This window comes from Candidatus Melainabacteria bacterium (genome assembly GCA_003963305.1).
In the GTDB taxonomy this organism is placed as follows: domain Bacteria; phylum Cyanobacteriota; class Vampirovibrionia; order Obscuribacterales; family Obscuribacteraceae; genus PALSA-1081.
Genome location: RXJR01000011.1, coordinates 1 through 17101 on the forward strand (window position 1 = coordinate 1; position 17101 = coordinate 17101).

The following is a 17101-nucleotide window of genomic DNA, read 5'->3' on the forward strand; positions in this document are numbered from 1 at the left end:
GCCTGCACACCAGACTGAGCACCAGTGCGGTCCTGGTTGCCTGATTGGCTCATCTGACCGGTTGCACCGGACGAGAAAGCATCTGATCCATTAGCTACGGCTTGAGCGTTTGCTGGCAACGACATTGCTGCAACGGCTGAAACTGCGACGGCGGCCATAGTAAGTTTGCGGAAAATATTCATGAAGAACCTCCTGCCAGGAAAAATATATAGGTTGTTTAGTAAAAAGGACTTTTAGAATCAGGTCGCGGAAAGCGACCTCTTGAGGACTTGGTCAGAGTAGCTTAATTACACTTCCAAGTCAAGGCGAAAAATGTATTCCACCTAACAAAAATAATAGCAGCGAATCTTTATTCGTAAAGTGAGATTTGATCGGCGCTTTCGTCCGATTTTCGAATTTTTCCGAGCCCGTGGGGCGTTAACGCGATCTCATGCGAATATTAAATACGAACGGACGAGATTCGGTCAGCAAGCCACATATAAGCATCACTCCAAATAGATATCGGAAAGACCATCCTGGTCACTCGCCCCTTATCTATATAGAGGAAGAAGAGAGTGAACTTGAGAAAACAGCGGAGCACATAGAGAAGTTCCAGAAGCCAGGTCAGGGCTACTCGGCCGCTCAGGGCAGAGACAACTTGCCCAGACACACGCTTTTCGCCGCTCCAGTGCAAGCAGGCACACTATTTGGAATGCCGTGGTAGGTCGTGTAAGCCAGCAGCGCAAACAACAACGATTCTTTGAACTTAGTCGAAATACCGCAGTCTTCGTGACGCAAGACCTTCACCTCATGCGGCCAGTACTTACGAATCAAATCGACGAGATATGCGTTATCTGCACCGCCACCCCCGAGAATGAGCCGCGAAACTCGACAGACCGGCATCGCAAAATCAGCATATCCAGAGGCGATTGAGCGAGCCGTCAAAGCAGTTAAGGTAGCGACAAGGTCTGCATTTGCAGTTCCACTCTCACCGGCCTTATCAATCAGTTCATCCGCATACGCATCGCCGAAAAGTTCTCGACCTGTGGTTTTAGGGGGCGATTGATGAAAGTAAGAGTGACTTAAGAGGCACGCCAGTAGATTCTCATCGACTTTGCCCGACATAGCGACAGCTCCGTCGCGGTCGAAATCTTTTCCATATAGACGAATCATCGCTCTGTCTATCAACATGTTTCCGGGGCCTGTATCAAAAGCCATTGCAGCCACACCTTTGTCGTTAATCAAGGTGAAATTGGCAATACCACCGATATTCAGCACAGCAGTAGCAATTTTGTCGGCGCCAAAAAGTACCGCATCAGCAAAACTGACTAATGGTGCGCCCTGCCCTCCATTTGCCATGTCAGCCGGGCGGAAGTCAGCAACCACCGGGATACCTGTACGAGCGGCAAGAATGGCTGGCTCGCCCAGTTGTAGCGTGCCGCTCGTGGAAACTGACCAGAGATCCGTGTGATTCGGAGCGTGCCAGACGGTCTGACCATGAGAGCCGATCAAGTGAACGTCAATCTGCGGCACTGAACGAATCAATTTCTGGCACGCTCTTGCAAAAACCTCTCCCAAAGCCGTGTTCAAAAGACAGACCTTCTGCAGCGATGTATCACCTGAAGCGATAAGCTTTTGCAGACCGCGCCGAAACTCAGTCGGAAATTCCTCCAGCGTGCTTGCCAGCAACTCAACGTCGAGCGCTGGAATCACTCCATCACTTCCTCCTGCGCTCGCTTGAGAACGGGGTTTGATAGAAAACAAAGCCGCATCGATACCGTCCATCGAAGTGCCGCTGTTAAGCCCAATTACATTTAGCGATCGCAATCTTGAAACGTTCACTTAAAAACCCACCCTCTGCCTGCAACAAAGCTGATATTGTAAACGCTATGCTGTTCCCAAGCCGACTTTTGGTCTAGCTGCAGCAAGTGAAAATCGTCAGCACTATAAGGCAACTTAATTATGGTCACCAACAAATCGCTTGATTACCAGGGAAACGTAGCCGTTGCGCAAATGTATATCGGACGGGGCAAGGCGACTCGCCGAGCTTATGGATTCGACGAAATCGCGCTTGTACCAGGATCGACGACAATCGATCCCGAACTCTGCGACATCTCCGTCGGCATTGGCGGGCACAAACTGGAGATGCCTATCATTGCCAGCGCCATGGATAGCGTCGTCAACGCAAAAATGGCGATTGCCATGGGCAAACTGGGCGGTCTGGCAGTGCTCAACTTGCAGGGATTGCAAACCCGCTACGACAGCACGACCGACGTCTATAAAGAGGTGACCACGTGCGACAACAACAGCTTCGTCGAAGTGATGCAAAAGCTCTATTCGACTCCTGTTCAAGAGAAGTTAATCGCCAAGCGCGTCGAAGAAATTAAAAAAGGCGGAGTGCTTGCGGCAGTATCAATTACTCCCAACTTCGCTGAAAAATACGGTCCAATTGCAGTCGATGCCGGCGCCGACATCATCTTTGTACAGTCAACGGTAACAGGCATCGAACACCGGTCGGCGATGGGAACGCCCAACCTGAATCTGACCAAGTTCTGCCAGAAGATAGGCGTGCCCGTTATCGTAGGCAATTGCGTAGGCTATGACACGGCGCTCGAACTGCTGGACACAGGGGTTGCAGGTATTCTGGTCGGAGTCGGACCTGGAGCCGCCTGTACGTCGCGTAGTGTCCTCGGCATCGGGGTACCAATGGCTACAGCCATCGCTGATTGCGCAGCCGCCCGCCAGAATTTCTCCAAAGACAAAAACGGACCTATTATCATCGCCGACGGTGGCATGGTCGTGGGTGGAGACATCTGCAAAGCCATCGCATGTGGTGCAGATGCCGTCATGATAGGAAGCCCGCTGGCCAGAGCCAAAGAAGCTCCCGGACGCGGATACCACTGGGGCATGGCAACACCAAGCCCAGTCTTGCCACGCGGAACCAGAATCAAAGTTGGAACCAGCGGTAAACTGGAAGACATCTTGCTCGGACCCGCACGCATCGATGACGGCACTCAGAATCTCACCGGCGCGTTGAAAACAAGTATGGGAACACTCGGTGCAGCCGATCTCCATGAGATGAAAGAAGTCGAGGTTGTTATTGCACCGTCGATTTTGACTGAAGGCAAGGTCTTCCAGAATGCCCAAAATCTAGGCATGGGCAGATCCTGAGCCAACAGCTTAAAGAGATTGCAGGCTGGAACGGAAACATACGAACCAAAACCGTAGTCGTAAGATGCAGGCGTAATTATCTGGTTCCGCAGCATTATTCGGAAAAATACGATACAAAGAACATCGTATGGACAGATCACACAATAGAGAGTGCGAGAAAAATGTGGAAGACTAAGTGTTTTCTTTTCACGTCTGCTTTGGCTGTGCTATCACTCGGGCAACCGGGGCGAGCGGAAGAAGTACCGACTCCAGCAGACGTGGCGGCCGCAAAAGTAAGCGGCATTCCTATTATGTCTAATACCATCGCAGATATTGCCCAATCGGTGGCACCAGCTGTGGTGAACATCGAGGTAGTTCAATCGCGCAAGCAGGCGCAGCTCCCACCCGGCATGGACTTCCCGATGCCGCTTCCCTTTGGTAAGTACGAATATTTCTTCAATGGTCAGAGGATCGAGCCACCCAGGGAGAGCCACAACACAGGCTCCGGCTTTATCGTGCGAAGTGACGGCTATATAGTCACCAATGCCCATGTGGTGAGAGGGGCAAACAAAATCAAAGTCACTCTCAACGACAAACGAGTACTTGAAGGAACAGTAGTCGGAACAGATGGATTCAGTGATATAGCGGTTGTAAAAATCGACTCCAATCAATTGCCTGTCGCCAATATGGGCTCATCGAACAAAGTCAGACCGGGTGAATTTGCCATTGCTATCGGTAGCCCGCTTGGATTTGACCACACCGTAACTTTCGGAATTATTTCGGCGGTAGGTCGCACTATTACAGACGTGAACGGCAACATCAACTTCATTCAATCAGACGTAGCGATCAACCCAGGCAATTCAGGTGGACCTTTGCTCAACTTAAACGGCGAAGTTATCGGTGTGAACACAGCTATTCAAGCCAATGCTCAAAACATCGGATTTTCGATCCCCATTGATATTGCCAAATCAGTCGCCAACGACTTAATTGAGCACAAAACAATTCAACGCCCATGGCTGGGAATAGCCATGCAGGTAATCGACGAGGCGATGAGCAAAGCACACGGACTGGCAGCCAATAAAGGCGTACTGATTGGAAAAGTTATCGAAGGCAGCCCGGCTAAGAGCTCTGGTTTACAGCCAGCCGACGTCATCGAAAAAATCGACGGACAGGAAGTATCCACACCGAAAGCGGTGCAAGATATCGTCAAAGCACACAAGGTTAGCGACATCATTCACTTCCTGGTTCTGCGCAATGGCGCCGTCACAGCAATTCCGGTGACAATCGGACAGTACCCCGATAAACCGGTTACTGGTCGCGACTACGATAATTAAGGACCCAGAGCCAATCGTAACGCAAGTGTCCAACGCTACTCGCGCATTTAGACTTCCAGTTGCTGTAAAAGCGTACCGCCAACTAACTCATGCAATGATGAGCGAATTCCCTTCTCGTCATCTTGCGAGGCGCATTTGAAAAGTTTATCCATGGCGCTATGCAACACCGCTGACTCGAGCGGCTGCGGTTTACCAACAAAGATTTTCTCGTAAGAAGTCTTGGTGAGCCCTTCTTCGGCGGTGAGAAGCTCTTCGTAGAGCTTTTCGCCAGGGCGCAAGCCCGTAAACTTTATCTCTATATCCTGACCGGGCCTCAGACCAGAGAATTTGATCAAGTCATGAGCGAGGTCGATAATTTTGACAGGGTTGCCCATGTCCAGAACAAAGATTTCTCCACCAGAACCAAGCGCACCGGCTTGCATAATCAACTGCACAGCCTCCGGGATAAGCATGAAGTATCTGGTTGCATCCGGATGAGTGACAGTCACAGGACCGCCAGCTGCGATCTGCTGACGCCACACTGGTATGACAGAACCGCGGCTGGCAAGCACGTTTCCGAAACGCACGGCAACGTATTTGGTTTTGGATCGACGAGCCAGGTCTTGCACAACCAACTCGGCAATGCGCTTGGTTGCACCCATGACTGAAGTTGGATTGACAGCCTTGTCGCTTGAAACCAGAACAAAAGTCTCTACTCCAAATTCTGCCGACAGCTCGGCTACATTTTGAGTGCCACGGATATTGTTGGTAATAGCCTCAGGCACGTTCGCTTCCATGAGCGGTACATGCTTGTGCGCTGCCGCATGAAACACCACCTGTGGTGCATGCTTCTCAAAGATATTGAGAAGGCGGTGATGATCGCGAATGTCAGCGATGATCGGCACCAGACTGACGGGCTCAGGACGCGCCTTCAGCTCTTGATGGATAGTAAATATGGAATTCTCGCCCTTGCCCAGAAGCAACAGCTCTTTCGGCTGAAAACGCATAATCTGACGGCACAACTCGCTGCCAATTGAGCCGCCTGCGCCTGTGACAAGCACCGTTCTGCCTTCAATGTACTTTGCAATGGCTGGTGTATCCAGCGTTACGGGCTCACGTCCGAGCAAGTCTTCGATAGATACTTCACGCAACTGATTGACGCTGACTTTACCGTTAATCAAATCGTAGAGCCCGGGCAATATGCGCGTCTCTACTTCGGCTTTCCGGCACATGTCTACAATGCGACGAATCTCAGACGGCGGAGCAGACGGCATGGCGATAATCACCTGGTCGATTACCAGATTCTCGACATGCTTCGGCAAATCATCAGTGGTACCAAATACGGTGAGCGATCCGATGCGCTTGTGCACTTTGGCAGGGTCGTCATCGAGCAACCCAACAACATCTACGCCCAGGTCGAAGCGAGAATTCATTTCCTTCAATACCAGTTGACCGGCGTCACCAGCACCTACAAGAAGGGCGCGCCTGCGTACAGGCTGCCGCCAATGGCGACGGTGTTTGTGCTCGGTCTGCAGGCGCCGCAAAATGCGCGGTCCGGTCAGCAGCAAGAAGCACAAACCGGCATCAATAGTAATAACGCTGAATGAAAGTTGGTTGTCGTCTATACGGGTCAAATTGGCAGCACGAGCCAGCAAAAGCAAGGTCGATACTGAAAGAACCGAGCAACCGAGTTCCATGATCTCGGTCAATCCCGTGTAGCGCCACAAACGGCGATAGACGCCAAAGCCCCAGTTAGCGAGCAGGCGGGTGCAGACGAGAGTTGGAATCAATACTTGCAGTTGATGCAAATACGGTCCGTCGATGCGCCCATCCAGGCGAATCAGGTAAGCACCGATAAAGGCCAGGGTGACCAAAACCGCATCGACTGCAATCTGAAGAAGACGCATCCATCTGATTCTAGCCAAAATGCCTGGCGGCAGCTCGGTGTCTAAAACTAACGTTTTCGACTGACTATTATCTGAAGATTCCGGAAGATTCAACGTCGCGTACCAGGCTGCTTGACACAGAGGTCAAGAAGATGTCCGCACTAGTTTAACACTCACCCTTTGACAAAGGCTTATGCGAAGCTCATGAGATCCATCCGGAACTTACTTGACGCGAAGCTTGCCTTTGTTCTTAGTCACCCACTCACGCACTTTTTCGACGGGCAAGCCAAGCGTGCGGGCGGTTCCACGGATAGCTTCATCGTGGTTAACATCAAGCTCCATCAATTCGTAATAGCGCTTGAGAGCAGCCAGTGTAAGCGGTCCTTCCTTGAAGTGGGCGGTGGCGCTGTTCAAGAAGATCTGCCCCAGACCGTATCCAAATGCCACGCAAACCAGCGATGGCACAAGCAACCAGACATCGTAACCCGGCATCGGCTTGAAAAAGTCGGTGAAACCAATAGTAATCCACAAGTGCAGCAATATTTGCACGGCAGCAAAAACGCCTACAAATGTGTATGGATTGGCAATGTACTTATCGAGCGGATCAGCACGCTCGCCGCGTCTGAAGATTTCGTTCTTGGCACGGATGTTGCCTTTCCCGATTACGCTTTTGGGTATAGGAGGGAAGACCATATAGCAGCCGATGATCGTGCACAAGAACATTGCCGGACCTACTATATAGAGCTCGCCCAACTGAGGCTGGCGCATCAAATCGAGGTAAGCGACTGCCCAGGGCAAATAGAGCGCCAGGACCAGCAACAGAATGAAGCGTCCGGGTCCGAGTTTTTGCTCTGTATGCTTGGAAAAGACCCACAAGAAGTACATATTGAACGACATTTGCACAATATGGAAAGAGGCGAAGTTGCTCATAGTTGCCATGGTCAACAGTCCGAGTATGTCGCTCTTGTGCAGAAGCTCCATCGCGTGAAGCTGCTGGTAGCAGTTGTGAGACAGCCAGTAATCAGCCTTGAGCGGATTTACCGGACCCATGGCAAATGCCCCCAGCAATCCGAATATCATCATGAACGTTAATGCCGGAGCTGTGGGCTTATCCTGAATTTCGACGTTTGCGTGTTGGCTCATTATTCCTGCCTAAGATAGATTTTATTGCCCGGGTAAAGCTCGGTCGCTCTGAAATCAAATTACCACGTTGACAAGCTTATCCGGCACGACGATAACCTTGCGAACGGCTTGCCCGTCAATTTTGCTGCAAACTTTTGGCTCGTTCATAGCAATTTCTTCGGACTGCTGCCTGGTCAACCCTCGTGGAGCGCTAACCTTGCTAACAATTTTCCCGTTAACTTGCAGGACTAACTCGATTTGGTTGTCGATAGTCAAACTCTCATCAAAAGTCGGCCAGGTGCTGACATGAATGAACTTGCCTTCGGCCTGCGCAAAACCTGCCAACTCCCAGAGTTCTTCAGTTATGTGCGGCGCCATTGGAGCCAGAACAAGCAAAAGATTCCGTACCGCAAAAGCAAATAAAGCTTTTTGAGCGTCCGAATATTCTTTTCCGATAGTGGAACCATTATCAGACCCACAATCTTGCAAGTACTTATAAAGACCGTTCACCAGTTCATGACAGCGGGCTATGGCGGTATTGAAGTTGTATCGTTCCTGCGAAAGGTCGGCAGTTACAGCCTTCACAGTCTTATGAACAAGTGAATGAAGCGCCTGAGCCTTTTCGTCCAGACTGGCGTGGTCGATGGCGGGAATGGAACCGGCGTTCGCGGGATTAAGGGTACCCGACTCAATCAAATCTGTGACAAAACGCCAGACGCGACTGAGAAATCGATGCTGACCAATGGCGCCTTCCTCATTCCATTCCAGTTCTTGCTCGACCGGTGCGGCAAAGAGGGTGAATAAGCGGGCAGAATCAGCACCATATCTCTGGAAGAAATCTTTGGTACCGACAACATTTCCACGAGACTTGGACATCTTTTCGATGCGACCAGAGCTGGGCGAGAACTTGGTTACCATCCCTTGAGACAGGAGATTGGTGAATGGTTCATCGCACTGCACAAGATTCATGTCACGCAATGCCTTGGTGAAGAATCGCGAGTAGAGCAAATGCAAGATGGCATGCTCGACACCGCCGACATACTGATCGACAGGCATCCAGTAATTTGCTTTCGCACTGGCGAAGATTTCTTTGGGATTTTTTGCATCAGCGTAGCGCAGGAAATACCAGCTCGAATCGATAAATGTGTCCATTGTGTCGGTTTCGCGCCTGGCGTCGCTATTGCACTTCGGACATTTCGCCTTGACGAAGCTGTCCATGCGCCCGAGCGGCGAACCACCTTCGCCTGTGATCTCAATGCCTTCCACAGGCAGCACCACGGGCAGTTGCTCATCAGGGATGGGAACGATGCCGCAAGTTTCACAATGTACGAGCGGGATAGGGCAGCCCCAGTAACGCTGGCGGCTGATCAACCAGTCGCGCAATCTGAACTGAGTGCGGGCTGTGCCGAGCTTATTCTCAACAGCATGCTCAATAATTTTCTTCTTCGCGTCCTGACTGTTCAGTCCGTTGAACTTGCCGGAATTGACCATAACTCCTTGTTCGAGATATGGCTCCTTAAGCTCCTCAGCGACTTTACCGTCTGGGGAGATAACTTCAGTAATTGGAAGTTTGAATGTCTTGGCAAAAGCAAAGTCGCGTTCATCATGCCCGGGCACACCCATGACAGCGCCGGTTCCGTAGTTCATCAACACGTAATCTGCGATCCAGATAGGCACGACATCGCCGTTGAACGGATTGACCACGTAAGTACCGAGAGGCACGCCAGTCTTAGTCTTCTCACCGGTCATGCGATCCAGTTCTGTTTTGTGTTTTGCCTGGTCAACATACTTGGCTACGGCTTCTTTGCATTCATCTGTAGTCAGCTCCGCAACGAGCGGATTCTCAGGAGCAAGAACGAGATAGCTGACACCAAATACAGTGTCAGGACGAGTGGTGAAAACGGTAATTTGAACGTTTGGTTTGCTCTCTACAGTGAATGTGAGCAGAGCCCCCTCGGACTTACCAATCCAGTTCTGTTGCATGATTCGCACGCTGGCAGGCCAGTTTTGCAATTTGTCCAGATCCGTAAGGAGCGGGTCTGCGTAGTCGGTGATTTTCAAAAACCACTGACTCATCAAACGCTGTTCCACTTTAGTTTCAGGGTGACGCCAACAAGCGCCATCTTCAACCTGTTCATTAGCCAGAACGGTGTGGCAGACCGGACACCAGTTAACTGGCGCTTCTTTTCTCACAGCCAAATTGTGTTTGAAAAACTGCAAGAACAACCACTGCGTCCAGTGGTAATAATCACTGTCGCAAGTGGTGACTTCGCGGCGCCAGTCGAAGCTGGTTCCGAGCTTCTTCAACTGCTCATCGCGCATGAAACGAATATTCGACTTAGTCCACGATTCAGGATGCATCTTGCGAGATATCGCCGCATTCTCAGCAGGCAAACCGAAAGCATCCCATCCCATCGGGTTGAGCACGTTGTAGCCATGCATCCGGCGCGTACGGCTGATCACATCAGAGACGGTGTAGACCCGCATGTGTCCCATATGCAGGTCGCCTGAGGGATAAGGAAACATCACCAGCGAATAATATTTGGGACGAGTTTTGTCATCGTCTTGGGCTTGATAAATGCCCGCCTCTTCCCACTTCGCCTGCCACTTCTCTTCAAAATCTTGCGGCACATACTGCTGGCTAACCATAACTTGTCCCCTGCTCACATTACTCAAGCAAATACCCTCGCGTCGCGCGCCCGAAGTAATGAATCTTAGCTCAGGCGCATTGCTGAGGACAAGCGAATACTGCTCCATGCTAAGATTCTTAGCTGTTTAAACATAAGGAAAAGGTGCCATGGTCCAGCAAGAGCAAGTCGTAAAGATGAGCGACGAGGCAGAACAAATTCCTCAGGAAATTCTCGAGGAAGCGCGGGAACTCTGTCGGGGAACGGAAGTTCTGCCGGAAGGTCCGCTGGGACTAGCCAAGCGCATTAAACTTTGCCGCGACCAGGGCAGACAGATGCGAGTCAAGCTGGGCGTTGATCCGACGCACACAGATTTGCACATTGGGCACGCAGTTTTGTTCCGGAAACTCAGACGGTTTCAGGACCTCGGGCACAAAGTCGTGCTGATCATCGGTGGATTCACAGCTCAGATCGGTGATCCATCCGGACGAAACTCGACCAGACCGCCATTGTCAGCAGAAGACGTGCGCAAAAATGCCGAAACTTACTTGAATCAAATTGGAGTAATTCTGGATCTCGAGAAGACCGAAGTTACCAACAATACAGATTGGCTCGCGCCGATGAACCTGAACGATCTGCTCAAATTGGCCGGGCGAGTTACAGCCAACCAGTTGCTCGCCAAAGAAGCCTTTGGAGACAGACTCGACAAGCAACTGCCGGTGTTCTTTCACGAGCTCTTCTATCCACTTTTGCAAGGCTATGACTCAGTCGCAATCAAATCCGACATCGAACTTGGCGGAACAGATCAACGCTTCAACATTCTCATGGGACGCGAACTGCAACCCCATTATGGAGTAGAGGCGCAACTAGCCATGTTCCTGCCGTTGCTCGAAGGCACCGACGGCGAAAAGAAAATGTCGAAGTCTTACAACAACTACATCGGCTTGAAAGACGAACCGGATGACATGTTTGGCAAGTGCATGCGCATTCCCGATCATTTGTTGATCAAGTACTTCGAGCTGGCCACGTCACTGACGGGAAAAGAAATCGACGAAATAAAGTCAGCCCTCGAGGCAGGCGGTAATCCCAAAGATGCCAAAGAACGCCTGGCCGAGCAGGTTGTCCGTCAGTACCATGGCGACGAACTCGCAAAACAGGCGACGGCAACATGGCAACGAGTGCACAGCCAGAAACAGGCACCGGAAGAGATGCCATCGTATACGGTATCAGCATCGACACCACTGTTCAGAATTCTTGTCGATTCACAAATGTGTTCCGGCACTGGCGAAGCGAAACGTCTTGCCCAGGAAGGCGGCGTGCGCATCGACGGCGAGCAGGTTAAGGATCCAAACACCGCTATTGAATTGCAGTCAGGCGAAAGCAAGGTAGTGCAGGTCGGGCGAAGAAAATTTGTTCGTCTAGTCGCGAAGTAACAAAACAATCCACATTACGACAGGCTAAAAAGGCTCGATAACAGTTCGAGCCGACTGCGACCCACATGGCTGACACCAGGGTCGAGCACTTCCGCCTCGACCGAGCACGACCGCGATAGATGCTGGTCGGAGCGCCGCGCATTGCTGTAAACCCGGAACCTGGCGAAAACTCTCGACGTTAACGTTCGTTAAACATTGGACGATTAGCATACAAAACATCCCCCTGCACCTTCCTGAAATCATCGAATTTTAACGGTGCTAAATAGTTTTGGAGACGCAACAAATGGCAAATAGCAATGCACAAGAAACAGCTCACCGTGATGTTGAAGCAGTAACAGTCACAGCTCGTTCTGCCACTACCGTAGATGAAGCCCAGAAGACTGCGGACAAGTTCGTCAATGAGACACAGACTCACTATGAAAACTCACTATCGAGCACAAATCAGAACACCAAATCTGAATACATCAACCAACTGAATAAGGACCTCGAGGAGAGAAAAATTCTTCCTGCTTTATCCCTCGCTTATATAACAGACGATCAAAGATGGGCTGACGTCAGCAAAAGAGATGGATTCATTGACAAGGAACACATCGAACAATACAAGCGCGAGAAAAACATTTCGGACACATCGGTCCAAGGTTTGTATTTGAACAAAGCAGAACAACTGATCGGAAACAACAAAGTCAACAGAACGCAACTGGCGAACGCTATCTTAGATCAGGAAAAAATCATTTCGAATCTCGGCACGCAAGAAGCAACAAGCGCAGCGCAGCTGTTGGTCAAGGGCGGCGAATCGGATACTTTGCTCGATAAGATTGATCATGGTGGCACCGGCTACACAAATGATCGGCGCATCAGCAAAGAAGAGTTGAATACATTTCTGAGCAGCAAGGAAGCGAGTAAATTATCAAAAGAAGAACAAGATACATTGAGCAATCTGTACAAGAACTGGAACACACCACAGGTAAAAGCACTACTTAATGATCAAGGCTACCTGTCCCTTAATGACGACGACCGAACAACAAACAAGAATACACTGCACAAGTATTTGAACAGCCAGCAAAACGAATCCAGCAATTCAACAGGGAACTCACAGCCAAATAGACCGGCAGATGCGAACGCCGCAGCAAGCTCAGCCAGACCAGCCGATGCGGGTGCCACGAAGCCTGCTGAAGCGCCCAAGCTCTATGACACGCTGCCCGCAATCGCGGCTCGAAACGATCTGCCACCAGGTGAGCAAGAAGATCTGAAGAAACTGAGCGCAGCGGGATACAAGCTGGATCCAAACGACCATGGAGACAAAGCAAATCCGCACACTGAAGTCTATAAAGGACCAAACGGAGAAGTTATTGCGATCGATCGCGACAGCAACGGAAACGCAGTTGGATACACCGAAGGAAACACAAACACGAAGGTTTATTGGGCTTACAAGAAATATGCCGACGCCGATCCCAACACACCTGGACAGACAGCGAAGTGGGCATTCTATGAGGGGTCACAACCGAAGTGGAGCACAGGCGGTGTCACAATGGACTCCACAGGCAAGGTGCGCGCAAAGGATCAGCGACTTGCTGTTCCAGGGCAAGCCGACCCAAACAACGTAGGCGACTACTAGATGCCTCTACCCGCTTCGACTAACACCACCTCTGAATTGGAGTCGAAGTTTGACGACCGGTTTTCACGCACAAGTCATTCTCAGTGCCGGATGTCCCCCTCTGTCATTCAGTAAACGTTCATTTAACAGACACGATTTATTCTGATGACATGCAGCGAACAAAAGCGGCTTGCCCACTAAACAACCAAACAAGTCAATTCAAAGTCGGTCAAGGATTAGCTCCTGTCGACGAGGAGGAAAATGGAAGCCTCAATGCAGTCACTTTCTGTTTACAGCCTCATGCAGCGAAATGTTGTGCACTCATCACTCTTGTGTGCAGCAGATCTACAAACCTCTATCAACGGAGTCGTCTTTGTCCGGAGAAGAAGCCTGGTGATAAGCCAAGCTCCAGCAGGAGATCAGTATTTCCATGATTCTGACACTGGTTTGCTGACTCGTTTGAACTAAGTGTCCCTTCCATGATTTTGCGGAGTTCAGATGCCTACAAAATACGCGCCCTTGAGTGTGCACATATCGCCATTCTTACCTGACAATTTGAGCTGTATTTTGCCTGGCTCCAACATCGGAGTCTCTGGCTTTTACCTCAAGGATGGTTATCCATATATCGTCTTGAAGCACTATCACTGGGAATCGCGAGCACACTTCAAGATTCGTTGGGTTACGTATTCTAAGCAGTCTTGTATTATCCTCTTGGACGAGGTTTGTCGAGCTAAACCTTCAGCCGCGGCCCGGCAAACTTTTGTTCGCATTGTCGATGGCACCTCGGTTTCGATTGTTACCCATCCAGAATTCATGCGGGTTTTGCAGTTGGTATGTGCCGATATTATTGCTCATCGTTCAAAGCGTCAGACTGATGTGGACAGAAAGCTGATTGACGATGTTAATTCGATTTTTCGAATGTTTGCAAGCAATCGACGCAACAAGACGAACGCCGGATTAGAGGAACAGAAATTTGTCTGCTAACGGTTAGTTGCTTAGATGCACCATATATAGTGATTCAGATTTTAGCTGCAGGGGCAAAATGAAAGCATGGAGTAAAATCCATGCTCTTCATATTTCCTACTTCTTTTCAGGCTTATAGACAGAACCGACAAAAATGAGTAAACCCGTTTTGCTGTCTCTGATAGCGAAAACAAAGGGGCGATTGACAATCATCTTAAACTGCCGTTGCGGCTCCAGACGCACGGCTGTTGGCATAAATCCGACTGACGTGGCAGCGGTCGCTACAGTTCCTTTTTCATCAACGTCTAGAGTAGTTTTATGAATGACTTCGCTCACTTTCAGATTCGGAGGCGGCGTATGTAAGCGCGAAAAGTCAGCGCTATCGGAAAACATATTGGCAAAGCCCATCTCGGACAAAACCTTGTTTAACGTCTTGCCGTAGTCGATGTGAAAAGTGGGCATGGTCAGCTGACTATTTTTCCACTCTTCAAACTTCCCAACGTATTCGTCGAACTTTTGAGCAGTCAATCTTTTCTCAAAATCGGCTAGCTTCAAAGATGGCGCCGGCAAAAAGACAAGCGCCTCGAACCGTTCGGTACCATACGGCAGCTTCACCGCCTGGAGGTCTTTTTCCTCGAAGTAAGAAAATTTGCCGGTATCATTCATAAACTGAACTTTTTTCGTTGCTCCAGACGCTAGATGGAAGTCACCGGGCTTGCTATTTTCTACGGGAAACGGCGTTGTCCACTCGCCCTTGAAATAAATTGCATTGAGGAGCACTGCAAATGTCTGAGGCGAAAGCTTATCGAGAATTGACGGGATATGCTTTTGGGTTTTCTCCGAGACCCAGGCATTTATCTTATTTACGGCGTGAGAGTCGGCGAAATTCTCGCTGCGAATCTCTGACTGAAAATCATCTCTGGCAGTTTTTTCAAAGGACGGATTCAACTTGTAGACATCATTGACAAAGATGGAGTTAGCAATGTTCATCTCGACTTGCTTGTCTTGCGATGAAAGCGATTTGATCAACTCGCTGAAAGCAGCGGCGGTGTCAGCCTTAGAGTCTGCAAACTTCAATCCGCCGGCCATTGCCTCGTGAGTTGCGCCACCTGAGCCAGCCATGGCAAAGTTGAGCGCAATAGCAACACTTGCAGGCGAAATGAAACAGTTTTCTCCGATTGCTTCGGCACTCAACTTCTGAAACAAGTCGAGTCCAAATTTTTCTGTCGCCACAACCGCATCTTTAGCTGTAATTTTCACGGTCGTTACCTTCTTATCCTGGGCGGTTTTCGCACGCGTGGGAGCTGCTTTTGCTGCATCAAGATTCACCCCAAGCAAATTGCTTACAAGTGAAATCGAAACAGCTGCCACGATTGAATTCATTGATCTTTTGTTCATCAGTACACCATTTGTTTCATACAAAATACACTGCCACCAGACTTCATGAACTCGCTTGTATCTACCTCAACCGGCTTGAAACCAAGGCGTTGCAAGTCGGAACATGTGGCGTGAGAGCCTTTCTGTATCACCACATAATCGTCAAGCGCAAGAGCATTACAAGCAAAGTTGTTCGCATCTGCTTCGCTTACCTCCACAACGTTTTGGAAGTAATTTCGAATCAGTGACAAACCAGTCTCGTCAAAAGCAGGCGGATAAATCATGACTGAGTCGGCATTGAGCACAGCGAAGCAAGTATCGAGATGATAGAACTTCGCGCTCACGAGACGCAGCTTAACAACCGGTACCTGGAGCAGATTCACAAGTGCATCGCTGCAGCGCTCTTCCGTTCTTGTTCCAAAACCCAGCCACAAAAGCTTGCGACCAGGATGCCAAACGCCGTCTCCGCCACCCTCGAAACGCTTGCAGACTTCAGGCAAATGCAAAACCTTGTAACCTTGCTCGGCAAACCACCTTTCAAAATGTGGAACTTCTCGGGTGCGTGATTGGTACGCCATACGGCCAAGCACCACAACAGGATGAGCATCGACATCCAACGCCGGCAAAACTTGATTGGCGGTGAAGACCATGTCCTCCAGATCCACGCCTGGTTCGATCAACTCAACCGGAAATCCGCACTTCTCAAATGTAGATTTCAGTTCACTCCATTGAGCCTGCGCCTTTCCTGTGTCGACAGCACCGATATTGCCTGACATAAACTCATTTTTTGCGTCTCTGACATCAAAGTAAGTTGGCGGACACATAAGAATTCGTCGAGGCACTGCACGCGGTGCCACCTGCGAAAAGGCAACCGCGTCCGACAGAGACGCGATCGCTTGCAATTGAGTATTATTCGTCATGATTTAATTGGCGTACTTTACAGAACAGCCATAAGGCTTAGTTGTAGCAACAGTAACCTTCTTACCACTTAGCGCCTCAGCAAGAGCCGCACGAACGTAATTGGTAGACTTTGGAATGTCATCAGTTTCAGAACTCGGTGTGTCATCAATCGCACCGGCGTAAATCAGTTTGCCTGTTTTATCGATTACGTACATGTCAGGCGTGGTCTTCGCTTGATAGAGGTGCCCAACTTTACCGTCAGGGTCCAGCAACAGAGCAGTCGGCTGCGCAGACAGTTGTGCCAGGATCTTGTTGTATTCCGCTGGCGTGTGGCTTCCTTGTTTACCATCACCGGCAGAACTGATTGTGTACCAGACGACACCTTTGCCAGTAAACTCCTTCTGCAAACTTTGCATGTTGTTGGATTTGTAGTGCTTTCTGACAAAAGGGCAGCCATCGTTAAACCACTCCAAGACCACGAATTTTCCTAATAGTCGAGAAAGCTGGTGAGTCTGTCCTTTAGTGTCTCGTAGCGTGAAGTCCGGCGCCGTCTTGCCTACAACAGCGCTCTCGTCTTCCGTCTTCGTGCCATCAGCAGCGCTCTCGTCTTGCGCCTTCTTACCATCAGCAGCGCTTTCGTCTTGCGCCTTCTTGCCGCCACCAGCGCTTTCGTCTTGTGTCTTCTTGCCGTCACCAGCGCTTTCGTCTTGCGCCTTCTTGCCGTCACCAGCGCTTTCGTCTTGCGCCTTCTTGCCGT

Annotated in this window: 13 protein-coding genes; 5 read left to right on the forward strand and 8 right to left on the reverse strand. The window is 50.1% G+C overall.

Annotated features, from left to right (window positions below):
* Positions 1–182, reverse strand: a 182-nt coding sequence (locus EKK48_13460) for a hypothetical protein (protein RTL41375.1), incomplete at its 3' end; no start/stop codon positions are given.
* A 439-nt stretch (positions 183–621) separates the two neighbouring features.
* The gene (locus tag EKK48_13465; protein RTL41376.1) at positions 622–1821 is read right to left on the reverse strand and encodes an anhydro-N-acetylmuramic acid kinase; all 1200 of its coding nucleotides are present in this window, start codon (positions 1819–1821) and stop codon (positions 622–624) included.
* A 171-nt stretch (positions 1822–1992) separates the two neighbouring features.
* Between EKK48_13465 and EKK48_13470 the strand changes: the two genes are divergently transcribed.
* On the forward strand, positions 1993–3150 hold the full coding sequence (locus tag EKK48_13470; GenBank protein ID RTL41548.1) for a GuaB3 family IMP dehydrogenase-related protein: 1158 nt from the start codon (positions 1993–1995) through the stop codon (positions 3148–3150).
* 161 nt (positions 3151–3311) lie between these two features.
* Positions 3312–4463: a trypsin-like serine protease gene (locus EKK48_13475; GenBank protein ID RTL41377.1), complete on the forward strand. Its 1152-nt coding sequence runs from the start codon at positions 3312–3314 to the stop codon at positions 4461–4463.
* A 47-nt stretch (positions 4464–4510) separates the two neighbouring features.
* Here EKK48_13475 and EKK48_13480 read toward each other — a convergent pair whose 3' ends face one another.
* The 3 genes from EKK48_13480 to EKK48_13490 form a co-directional block, all read right to left on the reverse strand.
* Positions 4511–6442, reverse strand: a complete 1932-nt coding sequence (locus tag EKK48_13480) for a polysaccharide biosynthesis protein (GenBank protein ID RTL41378.1) — start codon at positions 6440–6442, stop codon at positions 4511–4513.
* 108 nt (positions 6443–6550) lie between these two features.
* On the reverse strand, positions 6551–7471 hold the full coding sequence (locus tag EKK48_13485) for a rhomboid family intramembrane serine protease (GenBank protein RTL41379.1): 921 nt from the start codon (positions 7469–7471) through the stop codon (positions 6551–6553).
* Positions 7472–7525: 54 nt separating this feature from the next.
* Complete coding sequence (locus tag EKK48_13490; GenBank protein ID RTL41380.1) at positions 7526–10099, reverse strand: leucine--tRNA ligase; 2574 nt, start codon at positions 10097–10099, stop codon at positions 7526–7528.
* Positions 10100–10247: 148 nt separating this feature from the next.
* On the opposite strand from EKK48_13490, the gene EKK48_13495 reads away from it, so the two are divergent.
* The 3 genes from EKK48_13495 (at position 10248) to EKK48_13505 (ending at position 14088) form a co-directional block, all read left to right on the forward strand.
* The gene (locus EKK48_13495; protein ID RTL41381.1) at positions 10248–11510 is read left to right on the forward strand and encodes a tyrosine--tRNA ligase; all 1263 of its coding nucleotides are present in this window, start codon (positions 10248–10250) and stop codon (positions 11508–11510) included.
* 283 nt (positions 11511–11793) lie between these two features.
* Positions 11794–13125, forward strand: coding sequence for a hypothetical protein (locus EKK48_13500; protein ID RTL41382.1), 1332 nt, complete (start codon positions 11794–11796; stop codon positions 13123–13125).
* Between the two features lie 477 nt (positions 13126–13602).
* On the forward strand, positions 13603–14088 hold the full coding sequence (locus EKK48_13505; protein ID RTL41383.1) for a hypothetical protein: 486 nt from the start codon (positions 13603–13605) through the stop codon (positions 14086–14088).
* A gap of 96 nt (positions 14089–14184) precedes the next feature.
* Here EKK48_13505 and EKK48_13510 read toward each other — a convergent pair whose 3' ends face one another.
* The 3 genes from EKK48_13510 to EKK48_13520 form a co-directional block, all read right to left on the reverse strand.
* A complete protein-coding gene (locus EKK48_13510; GenBank protein RTL41384.1) occupies positions 14185–15465 on the reverse strand; it encodes a serpin family protein in 1281 nt (426 codons plus the stop codon).
* Entirely contained in the window at positions 15465–16364 is a 900-nt protein-coding gene (locus EKK48_13515) for an amidinotransferase (GenBank protein ID RTL41385.1), read from the reverse strand. Before EKK48_13515 ends, EKK48_13510 begins: the two co-directional genes overlap by 1 nt.
* Before the next feature lie 3 nt (positions 16365–16367).
* Positions 16368–17101, reverse strand: a 734-nt coding sequence (locus tag EKK48_13520; GenBank protein ID RTL41549.1) for a thioredoxin family protein, incomplete at its 5' end; no start/stop codon positions are given.